20 protein-coding genes and 1 pseudogene are annotated in these 21,075 nt (G+C 59.4%); 4 read left to right on the forward strand and 17 right to left on the reverse strand.

The window, feature by feature from the left end:
* Positions 1-241 (forward strand): integrase core domain-containing protein (locus tag LDO26_RS17555; protein WP_232132392.1); only part of this gene is annotated, 241 nt, incomplete at its 5' end.
* Positions 242-666: 425 nt separating this feature from the next.
* Here the strand turns inward: LDO26_RS17555 and LDO26_RS17560 are convergent.
* The 16 genes from LDO26_RS17560 to LDO26_RS17630 all read right to left on the reverse strand — a co-directional run bounded on the left by LDO26_RS17560 (position 667) and on the right by LDO26_RS17630 (position 16,612).
* The gene (locus LDO26_RS17560; protein ID WP_232132393.1) at positions 667-2,745 is read right to left on the reverse strand and encodes a peptidoglycan-binding protein; all 2,079 of its coding nucleotides are present in this window, start codon (positions 2,743-2,745) and stop codon (positions 667-669) included.
* A 97-nt stretch (positions 2,746-2,842) separates the two neighbouring features.
* On the reverse strand, positions 2,843-3,706 hold the full coding sequence (locus LDO26_RS17565; RefSeq protein WP_232132394.1) for a hypothetical protein: 864 nt from the start codon (positions 3,704-3,706) through the stop codon (positions 2,843-2,845).
* A gap of 88 nt (positions 3,707-3,794) precedes the next feature.
* Complete coding sequence (locus LDO26_RS17570; RefSeq protein WP_232132395.1) at positions 3,795-5,024, reverse strand: Tle-like phospholipase domain-containing protein; 1,230 nt, start codon at positions 5,022-5,024, stop codon at positions 3,795-3,797.
* Positions 5,021-5,677, reverse strand: coding sequence for a hypothetical protein (locus LDO26_RS17575; protein ID WP_232132396.1), 657 nt, complete (start codon positions 5,675-5,677; stop codon positions 5,021-5,023). Before LDO26_RS17575 ends, LDO26_RS17570 begins: the two co-directional genes overlap by 4 nt.
* A gap of 83 nt (positions 5,678-5,760) precedes the next feature.
* Positions 5,761-6,285 (reverse strand): DUF4189 domain-containing protein, encoded by a 525-nt coding sequence (locus tag LDO26_RS18355; protein WP_435594120.1) that lies wholly within the window; start codon positions 6,283-6,285, stop codon positions 5,761-5,763.
* Entirely contained in the window at positions 6,227-7,240 is a 1,014-nt protein-coding gene (locus tag LDO26_RS17580) for a TrbL/VirB6 family protein (protein WP_232132397.1), read from the reverse strand. The genes LDO26_RS18355 and LDO26_RS17580 overlap by 59 nt, the downstream gene beginning before the upstream one ends.
* Positions 7,241-7,255: 15 nt before the next feature.
* Positions 7,256-7,846: a hypothetical protein gene (locus LDO26_RS17585; protein WP_232132398.1), complete on the reverse strand. Its 591-nt coding sequence runs from the start codon at positions 7,844-7,846 to the stop codon at positions 7,256-7,258.
* Between the two features lie 192 nt (positions 7,847-8,038).
* The gene (locus tag LDO26_RS17590) at positions 8,039-10,507 is read right to left on the reverse strand and encodes a VirB4 family type IV secretion/conjugal transfer ATPase (RefSeq protein ID WP_232132399.1); all 2,469 of its coding nucleotides are present in this window, start codon (positions 10,505-10,507) and stop codon (positions 8,039-8,041) included.
* Positions 10,508-10,511: 4 nt separating this feature from the next.
* Entirely contained in the window at positions 10,512-10,826 is a 315-nt protein-coding gene (locus tag LDO26_RS17595) for a VirB3 family type IV secretion system protein (RefSeq protein WP_232132400.1), read from the reverse strand.
* Positions 10,819-11,193 carry a TrbC/VirB2 family protein gene (locus LDO26_RS17600; protein WP_232132401.1) on the reverse strand — a complete coding sequence of 125 codons (375 nt, stop codon included), beginning with the start codon at positions 11,191-11,193 and terminating at the stop codon, positions 10,819-10,821. The genes LDO26_RS17595 and LDO26_RS17600 overlap by 8 nt, the downstream gene beginning before the upstream one ends.
* A gap of 77 nt (positions 11,194-11,270) precedes the next feature.
* Positions 11,271-12,116 (reverse strand): lytic transglycosylase domain-containing protein, encoded by an 846-nt coding sequence (locus LDO26_RS17605; protein WP_255682308.1) that lies wholly within the window; start codon positions 12,114-12,116, stop codon positions 11,271-11,273.
* Between the two features lie 82 nt (positions 12,117-12,198).
* Positions 12,199-13,233, reverse strand: coding sequence for a P-type DNA transfer ATPase VirB11 (virB11, locus tag LDO26_RS17610; RefSeq protein WP_232132402.1), 1,035 nt, complete (start codon positions 13,231-13,233; stop codon positions 12,199-12,201).
* Between the two features lie 14 nt (positions 13,234-13,247).
* Positions 13,248-14,357, reverse strand: coding sequence for a TrbI/VirB10 family protein (locus LDO26_RS17615; protein WP_232132403.1), 1,110 nt, complete (start codon positions 14,355-14,357; stop codon positions 13,248-13,250).
* 92 nt (positions 14,358-14,449) lie between these two features.
* Positions 14,450-15,220 carry a TrbG/VirB9 family P-type conjugative transfer protein gene (locus tag LDO26_RS17620; RefSeq protein WP_435594121.1) on the reverse strand — a complete coding sequence of 257 codons (771 nt, stop codon included), beginning with the start codon at positions 15,218-15,220 and terminating at the stop codon, positions 14,450-14,452.
* On the reverse strand, positions 15,220-16,176 hold the full coding sequence (locus tag LDO26_RS17625; protein ID WP_232132404.1) for a VirB8 family type IV secretion system protein: 957 nt from the start codon (positions 16,174-16,176) through the stop codon (positions 15,220-15,222). Before LDO26_RS17625 ends, LDO26_RS17620 begins: the two co-directional genes overlap by 1 nt.
* Entirely contained in the window at positions 16,148-16,612 is a 465-nt protein-coding gene (locus LDO26_RS17630) for a hypothetical protein (RefSeq protein WP_232132405.1), read from the reverse strand. Before LDO26_RS17630 ends, LDO26_RS17625 begins: the two co-directional genes overlap by 29 nt.
* A gap of 591 nt (positions 16,613-17,203) precedes the next feature.
* Here LDO26_RS17630 and LDO26_RS17635 point away from each other — a divergent pair.
* From LDO26_RS17635 to LDO26_RS17645, 3 genes and pseudogenes are all read left to right on the forward strand, one after another.
* Positions 17,204-17,770, forward strand: a complete 567-nt coding sequence (locus tag LDO26_RS17635; RefSeq protein ID WP_232132406.1) for a hypothetical protein — start codon at positions 17,204-17,206, stop codon at positions 17,768-17,770.
* Positions 17,771-17,892: 122 nt separating this feature from the next.
* Positions 17,893-19,623: a type IV secretory system conjugative DNA transfer family protein gene (locus LDO26_RS17640; protein WP_435594122.1), complete on the forward strand. Its 1,731-nt coding sequence runs from the start codon at positions 17,893-17,895 to the stop codon at positions 19,621-19,623.
* Positions 19,624-19,735: 112 nt separating this feature from the next.
* Positions 19,736-20,738 (forward strand): annotated as a pseudogene (locus LDO26_RS17645) (IS5 family transposase).
* 96 nt (positions 20,739-20,834) lie between these two features.
* On the opposite strand, the gene LDO26_RS17650 reads toward LDO26_RS17645, so the two are convergent.
* A partial coding sequence (locus LDO26_RS17650) for an integrase core domain-containing protein (RefSeq protein WP_232132407.1) occupies positions 20,835-21,075 on the reverse strand: 241 nt, incomplete at its 5' end.

Genomic DNA, 21,075 nt, shown 5'->3' on the forward strand with positions numbered 1-21,075 from the left:
CATGCGTCATCTGCGCACGCGACCCTACACCCCGCGCACCAATGGCAAGGCCGAGCGACTGGTCCAGACCAGCCTGCGCGAATGGGCCTATGCGCGCTCCTATACCAGCTCCGAACAACGCGCCAACGCCTTCCACGGCTGGCTGCATCACTACAACTGGCATCGGCCTCACGCCAGCCTCGGCTACAAGCCACCCATCTCACGCATTACGCTGAACAACGTGCTGGGTTTACACATCTAGTGATCGAAGGGCGTGGACTCTGGACGCCCGTCGCCCTGCCATTGGCCTGACTGTTCTGCCACTGGGCAAACTTGTACATACTCGGCCAGAGATCGCCTGTCATCGTTCGTCCACCTCTTGCCATATTGCATGATGGGCTGGCAGTAGGGCATGAGCATGAACGTGCCCACATAAGGCGGCGTGGGCCGCCAACACGGCAGGGGCTCCTTCTTCGGATCCTGCCCATCCCTGCAGAAAAGAAACGGATCTTGCGCGCGGTACGAAAGATGCGGGTTCTGAGCGGCGGCGCCAAAGCTCGCTGTGAGTAAGAACGCGAGGCTTACAAGTGTGAGGTTGCGCATGGAAATCCTTGTCACAGCGAGATTTGACTGAATTCCCGGCGCCGAACGGGCCCTGCCCCAGGAAGAAACTGCATCGAGGGACACCTACCTTGACGGATCCGGGTTCGACCTTGTCTGATCAACAGATGGCTGATCCACCTGCTGTGCAGCTTTCTGCCACACCTGGCCTAGATCGGTCTCGGCAAACTTGTCGACGAGGCGACGGATATCCAGGCCATCAGCGTCGCGGGCGGCAGCCAACATGCGCTGCACAAAATCGCCCTTAGACTGTTCCGGGCGATCACGCTCAGGCTGCTCCGGGGCCGCCCGGCTTCTCTCGAGCGCATCGAGCTTCCCGCTCGTTTCAGGCCCCACGATCCCATCAACCTGGATGTTGTTGGCGCGCTGCAAATTGAGGACGGCTTCGCGCGTCGAGTCACCAAAGTTGCCATCTGCTGCAAGCGCGCGGCCAGAGGCATCGGTGTAGCCGAGTGTATGCAGACGGGCCTGCAGCTCGGCAACGTCGCTCCCCCGCGCGCCCTGCTGGATCAGCTCACCCGAAGCGCGCGAAGCTTCCGTGGCGCTCCGAATCGCGGCTTGCGACTGCCCGCCGTAAATGCCATCCACCTCGATCGCTCTGTCGGCTTGAAAAGCGCGCAGCGCGTGATCGGTCTGCGGGCCGAACACGCCACTCTTGGTTTCGAGCGGCTTCCCGTCTTCGCCTTGGTATCCAAGCTGATTAAGCTGCTCTTGCAGCGCGATGACCGCGGCTCCGTTTGCGCCAAGCTGCAGGTGCCCCGGAGCCGACGACGCCGCGCGCGATACGTCCGCGCCCCCGATCTGCTCGCTTCCGCGCAGATACGGCATCGGGTCAACATGCCGGCCATCGCGAATTAGCTCAAAGTGCAGATGCGTATCGCCGTACCTCGGCGTGTTGCCAGTGCGTCCCATCGTGCCGATCTGCTGACCGGCCTCAACACGCTGGCCGTTCTCAACCGAGAATCCGTCCAGGTGGAAATACTTGGAAACAGAACCGTCGTCGTGCCGCACGTGGACTGTGTTGCCTGCGTCGCGGTTGTCCGGCTTGACGACCACCACGCCGCCCGCGAACGCAACGATCGGGGCTCCAACCTCGCCCTGAATATCAACTCCGCGATGCGTCCGACCGCCGCTGCGAGGCGTGCCGAACTCACCATGCCCCTCGCGCGGCTTGTCCGCCTCATTGATGCGGGTGTTTCCAGGCGCCGGCCATACCGCGCCAGGGCGTTCTTGCGAAATAGGCTCTGGCGCCCGGGCGCGTTCCGCCTCCGGCCGGCTCAGCTGGTCAATGATGGCCTGGCGCGTTGCCTCATCCGCCTGACCGGTCTGCACAGCGCCGTTTGCGGCTTGGAAGCTGCGAACCGCCTCTTCCGTCCGCTGCCCATAGATCCCGCTGTTCGTTTCAAGCGCGTTGCCTTGGGCATCGCGAAAGCCCAGTGCATTGAGTGACTCCTGCAGCGCCCGCACCTCTTGCCCGCGCTCGCTGCGCGAAAGCACGCCATCAGACAACGGATCAGGACGCACGCTCGCGCCAGGGAGCGGCGCCGATGCAACAATCCCACGATCAGGAATCTCAATCGCCGCATATTTGACCGTCCAATACTGCGTGAACGACGTCGCGAGATCTCGGTCGCTCAGACCGGAGATCGAGCCTCGCGGATGGCCGGCCAGGCGCGCGAACTCCGCCTGGTCCAAATTGCCGAGGATATTCGCGCGGGTGTCCGAGCGCGAGAACTCGCCAGTCGCTATTGCGCGCTGGATCGACGCGTATCCACCACCGCCCTGTTGGTGGGCCAGATACATGTCGAGACCGTTCGGAGACTCCGCGCCGGACAAGAACGCGTGGCCAGTCTCTGCAGAGCGATTCGTGATCTGCGTGCGGTTACGGGCGTAGAGCGTCGCCGCCGCGTCGGTGTTTGCTGCCGCGTCGAACTCTCGCCCCGTCAGGCCGAATTCAGCTGCGGTGCTTGGCATGAACTGGAAAAGACCCTTCGCACCACTTGTTCGGTTATGGGCATCTGCGTTGAACTGCCCGCCTGTCTCGATATAGGCAAAACGAAGGAAATCATCGCGTGGAATTCCGCTTTCCGTGGCTTCGCGTTCGATGATGTCGAGAACAGCTGCTCTATCGTTTGGACCAGCCATCATTGGCTCCTCAGGTTAAATGCGGCCGCGGCGGGCCGCAGGACGTCAACCGGACTCAATCCTTGAGTCTTGTGCAGAGCGGTCAACTCGAAATGGGTCAGCGCGCTTGGTAGCGCTCTGCATTCGTGTCGAAATCGAAGACTAGCGCATCTTCCGGCCTCAGTGCACGCGTGTGGCCAGGACCCGAAACGGTCTCACCGGACAGAGCGACCCGGATGCGCGGGAGAGCGCCCTCGGCAGCCGGCTCGAAGCTCAGCTGCCCGGTGCTGGCGGCGCACGTTAGGACGCCACCCTCGCAAGCAGCCGAGTTATCACTACCAGCTTGGATCGTGCCGGCGTAGCTCCATAGACGAAATGGAGCTTGGGGCGCACCATTACGATCGAACACCAAAATTGCATACGCGAAGACAGCGACGCCGTCATCAAAAAGACGCGTCGGCACCGCGAGCAGCAACCGGCCGTCGGAAAGCTCGTGGGACACAGCTCTGCGGGATTCATCTACCGCCTCAGGCTGATCTGATTGTCCAAACTCGCCCACATAGCCATCCGCCGCAATCCGGGACCACCCTGCCTGCCCGGATCGATCGCTCCTGACCAATGTCACTTGTCCGATTGCGACGCGCCCTGGCTCCATGGTAGTGCCGTCGGACAGTGGGCCATCCGAGCCGACCGAACGAGACGTAAAGCCAGTGAAGTAATGCTCGCCCTTCAAGTCAAAAGAGTAACCGTACCAATAGCTGACAACATCGCCATCTTCAACCTGAAAAGTGTGTGCGCCATCACCATCGCGTTCATACACAAAATATAGAACGCTGTCGGGAGACGGCGGCTTCAGAGCGGTCATGCTTTCTTCCTTCTCCTGACTGTTCACGGGCGTGGCGTTGCCCTCCTTCTGCGCCACAGACTCAGCCGCAGCATTGCCGTCCTGCGCGCACGCCGCAACAGCGAGGGTGGCGGACATCACAGCAAAAATCATGGATCGCTTCACGGTATTCCTCCCTAACAAGCCCCATACCACACACTAGGTAAAATACCGGTCGCCCGGGAGCTCAGGCGTGCCGCGTTACATCTTGCTGCTGGAGCGCGTGCTGTTGCGCAGCATCCCGCTGGGTGAGCTGCTGCGCCTCGGTGTCAGCCCGCTGCTGCCATGCTTGGCCAGTCGCAGAGTTCTGCAAGTCCAAGCTCGCGGTCCGCACCGCATCAGAGCTTCCGCTCTTTGCCGCTTCCAATAGGCGCGAGACGTAGTCCTGCGAGGATACGCCCTCCGCTCGCGCAAGCTGCACGTCGCCGAACTCTCCAGGACTGTCTAGGGAAGCCCGACGCCCATCGCGGCCGCGCCCCGCCTCTTCCTCGCGCCGCGCAGGCTCGCCAGCAGGTACGGGGCCCCTGATGTGATCGACGCCGTCGCGTATAAGCCCGCCCGGGCCCCGCGAGATCACGGTCGCGCCCCGGCGCAGCGACTCCATGTCCTCGCGATAGTTGTTGATGGAGCGCTGGTGCTCCGCAGCACGGTCAATCGCCGCTCGATCATTGAGAATCGAGCGATCTGGTTTTCCATCCCCATCGACAGGGAGAAAATTATGCATGCTGTGCGATCCGAAGGATCTGCCGGCGGCCACGAGCGGCAAATCCCGCGTGAAAGCGTCCGCAACGCGGTTGTCCCGGTAGCCCGACTGCTTCAGTACCGATATCTCAAGCTCAGTCGCATAGATGCGGACTTGTCCGTAATGCGGACTGGCGGAGCTCACGGCATCGGCTGCCATGACATGGTTGACGATGCGATTTCCACCCTCGGGTATACGCCGATCGAGGCTCGCAGCGCCGTAGGCATTGAAGGTTTCGCCGCGCAGATCGAAGTGATGCGCCGAGACCTGGGCAAGAGTTCCGCCGAGCGAGTGGCCGGTCACGGTAACTTCTGGCGCCCGACCTCCTCGCTCCAAGCCATCCTGCTTCGCGTAAGCGAGCGCACGCCGGGTCAGCTCGACAGCTTCATCTGCTTGGGGGTTCGTGCGATTGGCGACCATTGAGCCGTCAGCAACGACGCCATCTTTCCAGATTTGCTCCGTGCCGCGATGCGCGACAATGATTTCTCCGGTATCGACTCGCTGATAGACCGTCCCCTGATACCCCGTGCGCGCGCTGTTGACATGCTCGCGCACCCGATACTCAACACCGTCAATCGTTGTGCTTTCGGCATTGGGCGGCCGATGCACGCCTACTCGGTAGTCCTCGTAGGCATCATTAGCGAGTTCAGCATACTGCTGCGATGGCACGCTCATAGCTGGGCCTGCTGCGCTGAAATTTCTACCTCGAAGAACTCTGGCTTTTCTGCGTCAGAGACGTGATCGCGCGACTCGCTTCCGAAGGTGACGTAGTTGTCGATCTGCGCTTTTGGGTAGTGTCCAGACCAGAAAAAAGTCTTTTTCGAAGCGCCTGCCTCGATAGCTGCCGCCTTAAGAGCCGCGACAAACCAGCTCGCCATCGGATCAGAAGATTCACGAAAGCTCACGCGGGCTTCGACGAACTGCCAACGGCACACGCCGCGTCCATAGTAGTCCTCGTCCAGAACCCGGTCGACAAACACCCGCCCAGTAAACTCGGTATCCGAGATACGCTGGAGTTCGACTACCTCGTTCGTAGAGATCCGAGGAATCGCACCAGACACGGGCTGGGGCTCGCCACACTCTCCCGGATTTACCACGTCGTACTGAGCCGCCGCGTCAATCTCGGCGAACGGGCCAGGCGGCTCCTTAAGCACAATCCGGATATCGTAAGCCTTCTGAGGCGACGCATTCAGATTGCGCAGCGGCTCTATTGAACGCATAACTTCTCCCTCTTGAGTCTGTGCCGAGCATGCGGCCAAAAAGAGCGCAGGAAAACCGGAAATGGCTAGAAGTTGGAAGGGCCACGAGAACGAGATCCTCTTAAGCATTGCGAAGCTCCTGCATACCTATCGCCCGTGCAATTTTCAGTCCGCGCCATAGAGGGCTGAGTGATCACTCGTAGCTATCTCCGTCAATCTGTGCAGCCTTCCCGAAGAATTTCACAGCCATCACCACATCCTTGCAGCGCTTTTATACGGACTGCGGCAAGCCCTTCGCCATAAGCAGAGAAGCTCCTTCTCGATGAAGTGGCGACAGCTGCGCAAGAGTTCGCGAAAGTGAACTCGACAACGCAGTCAACGCCTCCGCGCGACAGACAGTTCTCGATGGCGGCTGAACGGGCCGAATCTTCACTCTCGGCTCCGGTTGCCCACCCGCTCCACTCGTTGGGGCTAGCGGCGAAAGCGCCCCATGTCATCGGAGCTCGCCTAGTATCGCCGCCACCATGAGCCGGGATGAGCACGCGGTTGTAGTCCGCTGAACCGGGCTGCTGCGCTTGCGCGACACCAAGCGGCGCAAAGATCAGGCCAATCGTAAGAAGTAGCACTCTGTAAGCCATTTTTGAGTTCTCGATAGTGACAGAGCTAGACAAATGAGCTTTAGCGCCGAGGTGGAGCCACAACAGTTCCTGGTTCCGGCTTTTGACCACTTCCAACATAGTCTTGCTTGAAGTCGGACGTCTGGCCACTGCTATTGCGTCCCACGTTGCCAAAGCTCGAGTTCGCAGCGAACTGACCCAGTGTGCCGTTGAAGAACATCGCAGCCATCGGCGGCGCCATCACCATGAGAACTGACATGATCAATCCAACACCGCCCTGCTGAACAGCGGCAGAATTCAAACCGCCGCCAAAGCCTGGCATTTCACTAACCCCCATGCTCGAAAGCGTGTATGCGGCGACCATTGCCGTAGCAGAAATCGCCACCACCTCCGTTGCGATGGAGACCATTACAGCGAGCACGCCCATTGCGAACATTGTGCCGATTCCGTAGAGCAGCCATCGCTTGAAGAGGTCTTGTGTTTGTTTGAAGAGAAGCGCGAGGATGAAAATCGGGCCAAAGCCAACGAACAGCACAAGTGCGATCTTGTAAAGCAGCAGCATCGCGCCGCCGATCACGGATGGCCCCGCAATGCCGATACCGGTCATGGTCGTGATGTTGCGCTGAGCTGCTGAATTCGACTCGTTCTCATCGGATGGAAGCGCGTCTACGAGCGCGAATATGAGCCCCATGGTCGTGAGGTTGTCATCGATCGCTTCCTCGACATCGCCGTCTTCGCCCGAGATAACTTGGTGAATCGCCTGAGGCATATCGGTGGTCATGAGCGTCGTCAGATTGTTCCCGAAGAACGACATCGACGTCGCGGCAATGACGATCAGAAAGGCCCGTAAAGAACCAACCACAAGCCCCATCAAGGACTCGCGGCTCCTGCCCGTCACCACCATGAAGCCTTGAATCAAGACCCAAAAGACGAGTAGCGTGAACACGATTCCACTGATAAAGCGGGTGGTACGTCCTAGCAGCGCTTCCTGAAACGACTCAATGCTGCCGTTGACGACGTCAAATATGAAGGCGAAGAACGCCCACGATACGAATCCACTCGGATCAAAGCTCATGACACCGATGCCTCGTCAGAACGTGGGAAGACTCAGGCTGCCGCCGCCTTTGAGCGCATTGCGCGTCAGCGCGGCCTGAGAATTCTTGATATGGGCGACACGTGCATCATAGGCCGCCATGTAAGTGTTGTAGCGATCACGATCGTTGTCCATGAGCGCCGTGAGGGCGAGAACCTCGTTCGTGTTGTACTGGATATTTGCATAGTCATCCGCGCTCAGCCCCCGGCGGCGATCCTCAAGCTGTTTGAGGCGGCTGTAGTTCTGACTAGCGCGCTCGAACATCCGCATCGAGAACCGGTACTGTGCGAGCTCAGTGTTCGCCAGCTCCCGGCAGAGCTGTTGCTGCTGTTGGCCCAGCATCGTCGCGGCGCCGGCCGTGCAGAGCTGATCAATCGCGACCACAGTTGTGCTCGGCAGCATCGTGTCCAAGGCCTCGTCGCCCGTTGGTGCTGCGATCATTTCCGGCGTCGAGCCGCCTTGGGGGTCGATTTGTAGCTTGCGATTGAAATCACGATTGAGATCGTTGAGTCGCCCGGTCACCGTTCCGTCATTGCCGAGGCGGTCTTGGACCCTGCGGATCTCATCTTGGGTGATCCTGTCGTTCACTTGCCAAGCGGCAGCTGCAACGCCGGTCCCCAGGAGTGCCACGGTTGCGAGCGCGATTGCAAGCCTCGGGTTCGCTCTCGGCACATTCGGTGATGCGCCGAACGTCCTAGTCCAAGCAGCGGCGAAGCCCTGTCCACGATGTGTTGTCGATGTCATCTTCCACCTCCAAAGTCTTTGAGGACAGGACGCTCGTCAGCCCGCGGCTGCACGCCCGCCGCTGCTCTTCTCCACCTGAGTTCTTGCCCCGCGCCCCGAACCCTTTCGGTTCTCATAGAATGCCTCGAGCCATTGCTCCGAAGACAGCTCCGAGCGATCGATACCGAGGCGCCCCGCTTCATCACGCACAATCTGATCCATCACCTCGATGTTGTCCGTGCTTGCGGAAATCACCGCGAGCGCGTCGTCCATACCACGAAGGTTGAGCTGGCACACCGTTGATCCATGGCCCTGCTTGACCAGGAACGATCGCGAGCGCTCATCAAGGTTGGCCACAACTTCAAACTCTGCCTCTGTCAGTTTCAATCCCTCCATGTAGTCCGCGCGTGATGCATTCGGATTGGGGAGGAGGATCAGCGTCGCGGTTTGCTCGATCAGCGCCGCTGATATATCGCTCGCGAGCGCATCCTCGGGGCTTTGAGTGGCAAAAATCCCCAGCCCATTTTGTTTTCGGATGGTTTTCTGCTTGTTCTTGGCGAAATCCTTCAGCGCGCCCCCGCCGTCCAGGATCTTCCAGAACTCGTCCATCACATAGATGAGGGGGCGTCCATCGATCAGGTCTTCCAGCCGGTGCAGCAGGTAGTTGATTACAGGCACGCGCACTTCCGCGTTATCGATCACGTCGGTGTAATCAAAGCCAATTATGTTCGCGCGATCGAGATCAATAATGTCGACGGGATTGTCAAACACCCAGCCAAGCGTGTTCCCGGCGGTCCATTTACGAAGACGCGCGAATAGGCCGTCATCGCCCATGTTGGGGAGGCTCTTTTGGAAGTTAGTCATCGAGCGCAGATGCTCGGGCATATCCAGCATGCTTTCCACCGCCCGGAAGATGTCTTCATCCTCTCGCGCGGTGTAGCTCGTTTTTCCTGCAAGCACCTTGATCAGGTTTCCGAGGAACTGGACGTTGGCATCTGTTCGCTCGCACTGAAACGGATTGAAACCTGTCGGTTTCCCGTTATCGAGCGCAAGGTAGTTGCCACCGCAGGCGCGCACGAAGATCTCCGCGCCGCGGTCCTTGTCAAAAAAGAAGATCGTCGGCGCGGGTTCATACTTCTGTACCTGGCTCAGCAGGAAGTTGATGAGCGCAGTCTTACCCGTGCCCGACTTACCAATCACCATGGTGTTGCCGATCGCTTTCTCTCCAAGCGAGTTTTCGGCAGGGTGCGTCGCGTGGAAGTTGAAGTAGTAGGGCTGGCCGTTGGTAGTCTGTAGAACCGTCAGGCACTGACCCCAAGGATTGTTGTCCCTCTTCCCGGTCGCGAAGTTGTGCAGCGGCGAGAGGCCGAGGAAGTTCAGCGAACTGACATTGGCCAAGCGCGTGCGAAACTTCCAGTTCCCTGGGAGCTGGGAGTAAAAGGATGAGCAGACCGCCAGATCTTCCTTGACCGACACGAAGCCAGCGTTGGAAAGCTCTGCGCGCGTGGTCGCGATGTTCTGCGACAGCGATTTTTGATCGTCCGCGTAGAGCGCCATCAGGAAATGATACTCACCCAAGACGAAGTTGCCGGAGGCCACCTGGTCCATCGCGTGATCCATCTCGATCACTTGGCTGACGGCCTTGTCTCCGGACGAGATCATCATGCCCTTCGTGCGATCAAGGATCTTTAGCGCATCCTGTCGGCCCATCGGACTGAACGAGTGGGTGATGACGTATTCGAAGTCCAAGTATTTCAGGTTGTTCAGGATGCCCGGGTAGGTGGCGTCCGTGAACTCCTTGATGTTGAGGATCGCGCCGAAAGAGTTCTTCCCACCCGGTGCGCTGACGACGAAGTCGCCCGACTTCGCAGAGAACATGTGGCGAGAAACCGGCAGGTAATCATACACCGGAGCGCGGAGCACCGGGACCGGCTCTTCGATGCGGTTGAGCAGATAGCCAAAAAAGCTTAGAGTCTCCGAAAACACAACGCCGTTCTCGGCTTCATACATGCTCAGGCGTACGGGCGCGTAGTCTTTGAGGACCGCTTCGACATTGCCTGCAAGTTCGACTGTCTTGCCGACCATCTGGTCCTGCTCGGCTTGAAGCCGGGAAACGTCAGCGGACTTCTCGACGAACTTCTTCCCGACCACGATGGGTCGGTAGATCATCGTCAGGTAGAGCTCGTTGTGCATGATCTTCTGGGACGAGAGCTTCTCGAAATACTCGTCCGACAGCTGCTGATTGAACGTCTGATCAAAGCGGCTCTCCACATCGATCCGACCGCGCCGCCGGATGTCGTGGACCCAGAACGCCACATTGACAAAGTCGGGCGCGCGAAGCGTTTGAAGCATCCGGTTGAAGGTATTGTGCCGATGTTCGAGTTCCCACTCCTCCCGCCCCACGAACGGCAACCCGCCAAGGCGCCACGTGATGAGGAAGTCTCCGCCCGTCGTCTTGACCACGTGCGGCGACACGTGGGCAGAGAGCGGGATGAACTCGGAGATGGAGGTATCGGGCGCAAGCATGCTGCTAGTCCTTCGTCGGCTGTTCGAACGTCTTGCGGTAGTTGTTCGGCGTGAACACCCACATGCCGTTGTGATGCTTGATGTTTCTGACCTTGGTGCGGAACTGCCAGCGCAAGCCGATGAGCCTAAACACCATCTCATCGCGCTTGGCCATCTGCCGCATGATCATGACGACGACCGGCAAGAGCAGCAGGAAGAACATGTCGATGTAGAACGTCAGCAATAGGCACGCGCCGGCGGCGATCGCAAAGGGCATATACGGCACCCCAAGGAACATCGCCGGACGCGTGCAGCCACGAAATAGCGCGTTCTTATGCATACCGCATCAGGCTGTCGACAACGACCATGCCGGTCGCCATCACGTCGTCTGGTAGCAGCATGCGTGCGATCTGTGCGGCAGCGCCGATCAGAAACCCGCCGATCAGGACCGGCGCCACATCACCGATGCGCTTGTGATTGAACGCGATCTGGTAGCCCGCGAAGATCACCGCGATCGTCACGATTGCGATCGACGCAATGTTGAGCAGCGTCGTGATGTTGGTAAAAAAAGTATTGACCGTATTGGTCGCGCCGCTTACATCTTGTGCCATAGCAATGGCCGGAAGTGCAGCGAGAGACGTGCCAACAACCACCGTAAAGGCGCGGCTGCTGCGCAGGCTGGACTTGGTCGACAGTGCATTTTTCATGTGAAGCCCCTTTATTAATTAAGTGAAGAAGTGGTGGGTAATGCGTGGCCCGTCCATTGGCCTGATAAAGCTTGATCTCAGAAAACGAAAGCGGCATCGCGCGCGCGCGTCGCCTGGGGCGCCGCGACCGGTGCACCGAACCGCAAGGGCGGCGCAGCCGTTCTGACAGGGACCGCGGGTGACTCGGAAGCACCCATCAGCTGCACAAGAACGGGCGCATCGTCTTGCATCTGGAGTGCTCCTGCGTCCACGCGATCACGCCGCACATCCGCGGTGGCGGCGAGGGGGCCCGTGCTCACAGGCTCGGGCTGCAGGTTAGCTGCGGTCAAGATGGTTTCCTGGGCATGGCTCGACGCCGCCGCCTCCGCCACACGGCGTGCGATCAGGCTTGGCGCCGCCGAGGGCGCGGCACCTGCGCGCGACGGGCGAGGCGCTGAACCTTGTGAGCGGATTACCGGGATTGCAGCTGCCTGATCGGCGCTTGCGACTGCGCCCTGCCAGGACGCCAAGACCTTCTGGACATAGCCATGCCGAAAGCCGGTCGTGAAGTTGCCCGAATAGTAACAGCTGAAAGCCTTTCCCCAGTCTTGGCCAGAGCGTCCATAGCACTCAGCGAGGATTCGCGAGCCCGCTTGAATATTCGGACAAATGTCGAAAGCCCTTTCATAGGTATCCAGTCCCTGCTTGGTCAAGTTGTAGCGGTTCACCTGGGCAATGCCGAGCGAGAAGTTGTATCCCTGCTGTTCGAGCATTCGCGTGGTGGAGAGTGCCTCGCCGAGGCTGCGAGGCTGACGGGCGAGTCTGCCACCGACGACGCCAATCGCGAAGGGGTTGAGGGATGACTCGACCCTTGCGACGTGATGCATCACCTCGGCTGGAACCGCGAGGTCCGTGCACGCCATCATCTCGATACCCGGCAGCATCAGCGCGATCTCCTGTTCGCTAGATCAAGTAAGGTGAACATGCGTGAAACAGCTAGAGAGCGCTTGGAGTACGCGACAAGTTTCATGCGAGGCCTCGCGTTGGATCAAAGTCGATTCCTGTGATGAAGCGGCGTCCGGCATGCGCCTTGATGTGCACCACGATGTCGATCGTGAGCTTCAAAAGACGCTTGATGACCTCGAACTCAAGCCCAGCCCCTTCGGCCGACGCCTTCACCATCAATGCAAGCTGGTCCCAAGTCTGCGACGTGCTGCCAGCGTGGCAACTCGTGATCGAGCCGGGATGGCCCGATGCGCAATTACGGATGAAGTAGAACGACTCGTCGCCCCGGAGCTCCGCCAGGATGATGCGATCGGGCTTCATGCGCAGACAGGCCTCCATGCAAGTCTTCGCCGAAATGTTGCTGGCGCTTTGTCCGCCTTTGGAATAGAGCAAGTGCACGACATTGGGCTGGGGGAGAAAGAGCTCGCGCGCATCCTCGATCGTGACTAGTCGCTCTTGATCGGAGATGTGGTTGACAAGCGACTTCATGAAAGTCGTCTTGCCGCTTCCTGTTGCGCCCGAAACCACGATGTTCTTGTGGTATTGCACGGCCTTCTGGAAGAACGCTGAGTAATTGCGCTGACGCCTGAGTTCCAGCAGTTCCTGGTCGTAGTCGCTGATCGCGTGTTCTTGCTCGACGACATCATCGAAGAACCCGTCGCTCGCATACTCTTCTAGCGTCTTCCCAAACCTTGCCGGGAGGCGGATGGTGATCGACACCTTCCCGGAATCGCATGCCGGCGGGATAACGAACTGAGCGCGCTGACCTGTCGGGAAGGTCAGCGACACCATGGGATCAGCATCCGTAATGCGCTGCCCAGTGTTGCTTTCATTGACCACCGACGTACAGAACTGGCGCGCCCGCTCGAAGGTCAAGGAGGGTACTTCGACGCGATTCCATCCCAACCGCGTCTCGAGATACAGCTCGCCGGGCTTATTGATACAGATCTCAGTAACGTCTGCCGAGTGCATATGCTCGCCGATACCGAGGATCTCGTACTGGTAGTCGAGAAATTCGTTCGACACCTTGGCGAGAATGGCGGTTTCGGCGTTCATCTGGGGCGTGTCGATCAGCGGATCACAGACGAGAAATCGACGTCGCGGGAAACATACACAGCCACGATCGTACCTTGATTGATGGTCACGGTTGGCGGCCGGGTCATGTTCCGATCCAGCGCCATGTTCGCCATGCGTTCCATCGTGCGCGCTGTCGTGCTCTCATATGGATTCTGGACAATGGCGCCGCTCACGACCGAAGTCGTGGGTGGGCCGTTCTCTGCCGCGGCATACTTGAAGGCGTCGCTTAGAATGCTGATGAGCAGCGCCGAGGAGATGCGCTGTCCCCAGTGCGCGCTGTAATGCCCCGGGTTGCCAGCAGAGCCGAGCATGTCGACGCCGGGACTCTTCATGTTGATGTCGAGCCCATTTGGCGTGGTCACGCGATCCCAGACAATTCCCACGCGATCGCCGATCAGCTCGTCAGCACCGTAGCTCCCTTGAACCTTCGAGCCTCGAGGCAGGAGGAGCCGCCGACCATTCACCGAGTAGACCGGCTCCGTCACGATGCACGAGGTGTAGCCCGGATAGTCCGAGATCACCCGAGACTGCAATACGCAGCGGATGTAGGTGCCGCGAAGCAGCAAGGTATCGGGCTGATAAAGCGGCTTGGCACTCGTCATACCATCTGCTGGGCCTGGGCGGCCTGACTGCCCCTGCCCGGCCAACATAGAAGCATAGTCTTGTGGATTCATGCTCCCTTGCTGACCGCCTTCTGGCCCGCCTCCACTCATCGTCCCGCCAGCGCTTGCGTCCTCCATGCGGCGTTCGAGCAGCGACGGCAGCCCGCCACGTAGAGAGTCCATGCTCGGCATGCTTGATGCCTGCGGCGGCAGCGCGTCATCGATCACGGGAAGCGGCGGCAGTTCGTCAACGGGGGCCGGGGCCTGCACCGCAGCCCGTTCAGGCGGCAACTCGGGCAGATCCCGAGGGGCCGCTGGAATGACCACTTGCTCACTTGCCGGGCGGCGCGGCGCAGCCTCGTTCTCCGAGGATCCGCCGAATATCAGCCACGTGGCGATCGCGATAAGTGCAACGACAATGGCCGCCAGGAATACCAGCGCTTTACGGTTGAGCCGCTGGACGTCGTCTGCTCTCAGGTACGGCATTTCGCCGTCGAGCATGGCTTCGTCTGCATACTCTCTGCGTGCGTAGGGATTGGGCGCCTGAGGGCCCTCGGCATCGCGAGCATCATGCTCACTGGGTGGAATTTGATTCACAGTTCCGGTCTCCTGCGCAGGCCAACTGTGTTGTCGCCGTGGCGCACGACAAGGAAAGCATAGGTGCCGTGCACGACGATGGTGTCGCCTTCAACGGTCGAGTTGACGATGAACTCGTCCCCATCTTCACTGTCGCGGGCGAAAATTGCTGGGAAGTTACCGCTAGGAAACCGCGTGCGGTCCCCCATGCGGATGTAGGTGAAGCGCCGGTCGTCATACACCGTAGAGGGCACCAGCCACGTAGGTTGGCTCTTATGGAATGAATACTCGTAGGCAAAGTAGTAGTCGCGCGTAGGATCGATTTCTGTGCTGAGCTCTGCTGATGGCTCGACTTCGGCGGTCTTCTCACCCGCGAACTTTGTGTCGGTCGGATACAGGAAGCGCACTTTGTATTGGACGCCGGACGCTTTCGCTTGATCCAATGCGCGCCAGTTCGTCGCGACCACCTTGAGCTCGAAGATGTAGGAATGCGCTGCCGTTCGAACGAGCAGGTTCGTGTCCACATCAACGTTCTTGGGCTTCAAGTAAAAGACGTTATCCCTACGGCTGATATCCCAACCACCGCTGAACCCAGTGCTGTAGTCGAGGATCTCCTCGTGGGGACTCAACTCGATCTGCGTAGTGATGCCAAGACCCGTTCGAACCTGATAGACCTTGTCAGCGCCATATTCATATTCCTCGACCACCTGCGCTCCGACAGGTACGACCAAGCTGGCAAGCAGCGCAACCAGCCCCAGATGCAGACACAGTTGCATCACTCGATCCATCATTCCGTCTCCCCTTGTTCGCCATCGGCGTCCACCTGCTCAGCGGGCATGGCCGGCAACGCGACCATCTCGTTTCCCGCCATCGGCACTCCTGCCGCTGCGGCGGCCATCCCCAGATCCGTGCCCGTAACCGCTGGCTGTGCCTGAGGCGCGGACGGGGCAAGCGCAGCCACGGAAGGTGAGGCGGCTGCTGAAGCGAAGTCGTTATCGACGCGGTAATTGGTCACCCGAAAGCCAAGCGGATTAAGCAGGCGATCTTCATCGTTCAGCCGCAGATCCTGATTGTAGGTGAACTCCATCGTGGCGATCTTGTTGTCGAGCGGCTCCGATCGACCACGCCCCTTGTCATACACATTTCGCTGGAATCGAACAGTTGCACCCGTCGGACGGCGCCCCTCGCCGCCGCCGATCAGGACGATGCTGAGGATGCGGACATGAAGTGCCTTGACCGCGCCGTAAATTCGGAACGGTCGCTCAGGATTTCCCTCGGCATGCAGCGCCGTATACGCGGGCGCAACAGCAGGGCCCGCCATCGAAAGCGTCGTGCGCCAGTTGCGTTGACCGATGAGTCCCGAGTCGTAAGACTCGCGCGACAGAATGAACTGCGCTACGTTGCTCTTGTTGATAGCCTCTTCGGCTGTAACGTCCCGATTCTCGAAGTTCCCCACGAGCCTGGCGACTGACGCGGTACCGGTATACGGATCGGCCATCACCAAGTAGGGCACCTTCTCCTTCAGCGGGAGGAACAGCAAGTAGCCTCCCGCAAGGATGAGCGACATCACCACCGCGCTCCACGCGACGAGCCAAGCACGCTTCTCGCTACGCTTGGCGCGCTCGGCCAGTGTCAGCTCGAAGCTCACGCCCTGCGCAACAGCGTGATCGACAGCGGGTGTATCCACTTTCTTCTTTCCAAGCATGGCGGCGCCCCTACCGACCGGCGCCAGATGCAGCAACATCTGCGCCGTCGAACTCGGTGCGCGCCTCATTGCGCTGGGTCGCAACGCTCACGACGATCGTGGAGCGGTCCACGACAACGACCACGTTCTCACTCGAATATGCAGAAGTCAGCGCTGCAGCAGCCTCAGCCAAGCTCGGGGTGCGAATGCTGCCAACGGGTCCGTAGAGCGTGTAATCATTGGGGTGCAGATATGACAGTGTCATCTGCGAGTCGCGTGCCCAACGGGTCAACATCGTCTTCAAAGTGCCGTCGGCGGGCATCGCCTGGAAGACATACACCTGATTTAGTGGAATCGCCTGCGGGGTCTCGGAGAAACGATTGACGGGCAGCCACTTACCACGCGGATCGGGAGCGCTAGGCGTCGCGCAGCCCACCAAGGACGCGGCAAGGCACGCCAGGCAAAAACACCTACGAACAATATCGTTACGGCTCACGCAATCACCATCGGCAATGAACTCAGTTGCGAACGTCGCGGCAAGCCTCACGAGAGGCGTCGCACTAAGCGTCCGCACTAGTAGTCGAGAGATCAAACGACCCACACACGCCGCGCCGCCGCTTCAAAGTAAGCAGCTCATGGACACAGCGAGCAGAAAAATCTGCGAATCGCCCCCGGTTTCGAACTCCTTTCGAAAATCGAACTTCCTAGCCCCGCGCGATGTCATCATCATCGATGAGTGCGCAACCCACGTAGCTGAACTTAGCCATGCTTGCGTTACCGCGTCAAGTGGCAACTGGATCTGTTCTCAGCTGCTTCGTGGCCCGTCCTATTTATGCCAGATCCTGATGACAGGAACTGTCAGAAAACCCCCTGCTCGCGTTAAGATGAAATTAAACCCACTCCCATCTTAAAGTGCGAAATTAGTCACATTAAAAATGTGATTATGCGACATGAACTATCGCTTGTGGACGTGACGGCATTCATCAGATCAGCATGGGAGCGCTGTTAACCGCCATGACAATTCTGGCACCATGCAACGATCGCCCTAGAGGCAAATGTGATTGGGGATGGAGTGGATCGATCGAGCATGGACGAGTTCATCGCAAACGCCGCACTGTTGGCTGGTCACCTCACTCAGCAGTGCGAAAAGGCCGCAGTAGAGCAGCGATCTTCTGCATTGGATCTGCGCCGCGCGGCCTCCGACGTAGGACAAAGTGTGGCGGACGGCAAGGCTGAGCTTGCACAGTCTGCAAGAGCAGCCGTGCGCGAAGCTCTTTCGCAGGAAATCCCTGCCGCAATTGAAGCCGTCGCGCAGTCCGGGGATCGCCTGCGCTCGATCGTCGATCAGCTGCGACACGAACACGCAGCCACCTCGGGGATAACGCGGCTTCTGGGTTTCAAGGCGCTGGGCGCGCTTGCAATTGCATCGATCGCGATTGTCGGTGCAACTGGCTACGTCGCTTCGAACAATCTGAAGCGTGCCGAGCGTGCCAATGTCGACGCGCAGGTACTCGAAGCCCTTGCACAAGTTGCCATCACCTCTTGCGACGGCACACCCTGCGTCAAGTTGATGGACGAGCAAGCGCGCTGGAAAAAGAACGACGACTACATCCTCCTCGACACACGCCAGGTGGACGATGGCGCGACACCCTAGCCCGGCGGTTGGCGCTGGATACCTATTCGCGTCTGTCGACTAGAGTACTGTTGGAAGATATCAGTTGGCGAATTCAACTCTCATTCGCAACACTGCTGTTGAATTCCTAGGAAGGAATCGTTTTGAATAACTATCGAATTATTACGGCGCTTGTGCTCACCGTCCTACTCGCCGTTTCGGCAGTCTATCTGTCGGGCTACCTCACCGTCATGTTCTTAGGGCTCGACACCGGTTTGCTCTCGTTCGGCACCTACTACCAATACTTCAAGAACATCGACCATCCGCAAGTCCAGCCGTACGCGTGGCGCATCTGGACAGCCGGGGGAATCGGCACGGGACTGATGTTCTTGGTCTGGGCATCACTCGTGGTGATGCTCTACAAGCTGCGCAGCGATCGCAATATTCACGGCCGCGCGCGTTTCGCCGGCATGCTGGATCTTGCCAACAAAGGGTTCTTGAAGCAGAAGGACAACGGCATCGTCGTGGGACAGCAAAGCGGCAAGCTGCTCCGCCTATCGGGCCAGCAGTTTGTGATCCTCGCTGCGCCGACCCGCTCAGGCAAGGGCGTGGGTGTCGTGATCCCAAACCTCCTCGACTACCGAGAGTCGACAGTTGTGCTCGACATCAAGCAGGAAAATTTCGACCTGACTTCCGGATGGCGTCGCTCGATTGGGCACGAGATCTATCTCTTCAATCCTTTCGCCGAGGATCGACGCTCGCACCGTTGGAATCCGCTGACGTATGTGTCCCCCGACCCGTCATTTCGTGTGTCGGATCTCCAGGCGATCGCAGCGATGCTCTATCCGGACGGCGACGACAAAGACAAGTTCTGGACGAGCCAGGCACGCAACGCCTTCCTCGGGTTCACGCTCTACCTTTTCGAGCAGGCAGAGGCGATCCCCGGCGCGCCAAAACCAACGCTTGGCGAAGTGCTGCGACTGGTGTCCGGCGACGGTACAGAGCTCAAGTCATACATACAGATGCTTTCCGAGGCGCGCTTCCTGAGCGCGCAAGCGAAGACGGCGTTTTCCGGCCTTCTATCACAGGCGGACGTGACTTTTGCTTCGATCATTGGCTCGTTTCGTGAGCCGTTAAACGCCTTTCTCAATCCCGTACTTGACGCTGCAACAAGCGGAGATGACTTCCGTCTCGACGACGTGCGTTGCAAGCGAATGACGATCTACGTCGGCATCCAACCCAGCAAGCTGGCGGAGAGCCGTCTGATTGTGAATCTATTTTTCAGCCAGCTCATCAACGTCAACACCAAGACCCTGCCGCAGAACGACAAGTCTTTGAAGCATCAATGCCTTCTGCTGATGGACGAGTTCACGTCCATTGGCAAGGTCGACATTATCGCCAAGGCCGTGGCTTACATGGCCGGCTATAACCTGCGCCTGCTCCCCATCATCCAATCGATGGCGCAGCTCGATTCGGTTTACGGCAAGGAGCTTTCACGCACGATCATCACCAACCACGCTCTCCAAATCATCTACGCCCCGCGCGAACAACAAGACGCAAATGATTACTCCGAAATGCTGGGATTCACGACGGTGCGCCGACGCGCCCGCACGCGCTCGCACGGCCAAGGGCGCACGGTGTCGGATAATGAGGTCTTGGAGAAGCGCGCGCTCATGCTTCCCCAGGAACTCAAGGCGATGGGGCCAGACAAGGAGATCGTGATCTACGAGGGCCTAGCGCACCCCGTGCTTTGCAAGAAGATCCGCTACTACAAAGACAGCTACTTCACCAAGCGCCTGACGAAGGCAGTCGAAATCAAACCACTGCGCCTGGATACTCGGAACAGCGGACGGTTCACCCCCGATATCACGGGCACTCAGGAGAAAGCCGATTGAGGCCTGCGGAGTGAGCAGACTCAACTTCCCACCTCATAGAACGTTAGGGATTCTCTGAACAAGTCGCCCCTGATCGGCGACACTACCAGCACCTGACCGAAGGCGCGATGCGATGACGCAACTGAGCTTCTCCGACGCCGAGCACGCCGGCAAGCGCAAGCCCGGCGGGAAGTGTTTCTGGGCGAGATGGAGCAGGTGGTGCCGTGGAAGGCGCTGCTGGCGCAGGTCGAGCCGCACTATCCCAAGGCCGGCCGTTGTCGTCATCCCTACGCGCTGGAGACGATGCTGCGCATCCACCTGCTGCAACAGTGGTACGCGCTGAGCGACCCGGCGATGGAGGAGGCGCTGTACGAGATCACCTCGATGCGTCAGTTCGCCCGGCTGTCGCTGCTGGAGACGATCCCGGACGAGACGACGATCCTGAACTTCCGGCACCTGCTGGAGCAGCACGGGCTGGCGGCCAAGCTGCTGGAAGCAGTGAACTGCCATCTGCAGGGCAAGGGCCTGGCACGATCGTGGACGCCACGATCATCGATGCACCCAGTTCGACCAAGAACAGCAGCGGCACACGTGATCCGGAGATGCACCAGACCAAGAAAGGGAACCAGTGGTTCTTCGGGATGAAGGCGCACATCAGCGTGGATCGCGACTCGGGCCTGGTGCACACGGCGGTGTCGACGGCGGCGAACGTGGCGGACGTGACCCAGACTGGCAGGCTACTGCACGGCAAGGAGAAGGCGGTGTACGCCGATGCCGGCTACACGGGCGCGGACAAGCGCGATGAGTTGAAGGGCGAGAAGATCCGCTGGGATATCGACGAACGGCGGAGCCGGATCAAGGTGCTGCCGGAAGGCGAGTTGAAGGACGTAAGCGAGTTGATCGAACATCTGATCGCGAAAGTGCGTTCGCGCGTGGAGCACCCATTCCGGGTGATCAACCGGCAGTTCGGCCACACCAAGGTGCGCTATCGGAGCCTGGCGAAGAACGGCGGGCAACTCAATGGGCTGTTCGCACTGTCGAACCTGTGGATGGCCCGCAAACGGTTATTGGCGATGACAGGGAAGGCGCGTCTGGCGGGCGGGAAGAAGAGGGACTTGCAGGCGATGGCGGCTTGAAATGGCCTGCGGAGGCAGAAACATGCGCGTCGAACCCAGGAACACGCAAGTGTGCTCGTATGTGTTGCTCGGATCTGTGGCTTGTTCAGACCTTCCCTAGGTGTGTAAATCCAGCACGTTGTTCAGCGTAATGCGTGAGATGGGTGGCTTGTAGCCGAGGCTGGCGTGAGGCCGATGCCAGTTGTAGTGATGCAGCCAGCCGTGGAAGGTGTTGGCGCGTTGTTCGGAGCTGGTATAGGAGCGCGCATAGGCCCATTCGCGCAGGCTGGTCTGGACCAGTCGCTCGGCCTTGCCATTGGTGCGCGGGGTGTAGGGTCGCGTGCGCAGATGACGCATG

Source organism: Proluteimonas luteida (genome assembly GCF_021191695.1).
GTDB lineage: Bacteria > Pseudomonadota > Gammaproteobacteria > Xanthomonadales > Xanthomonadaceae > Luteimonas > Luteimonas luteida.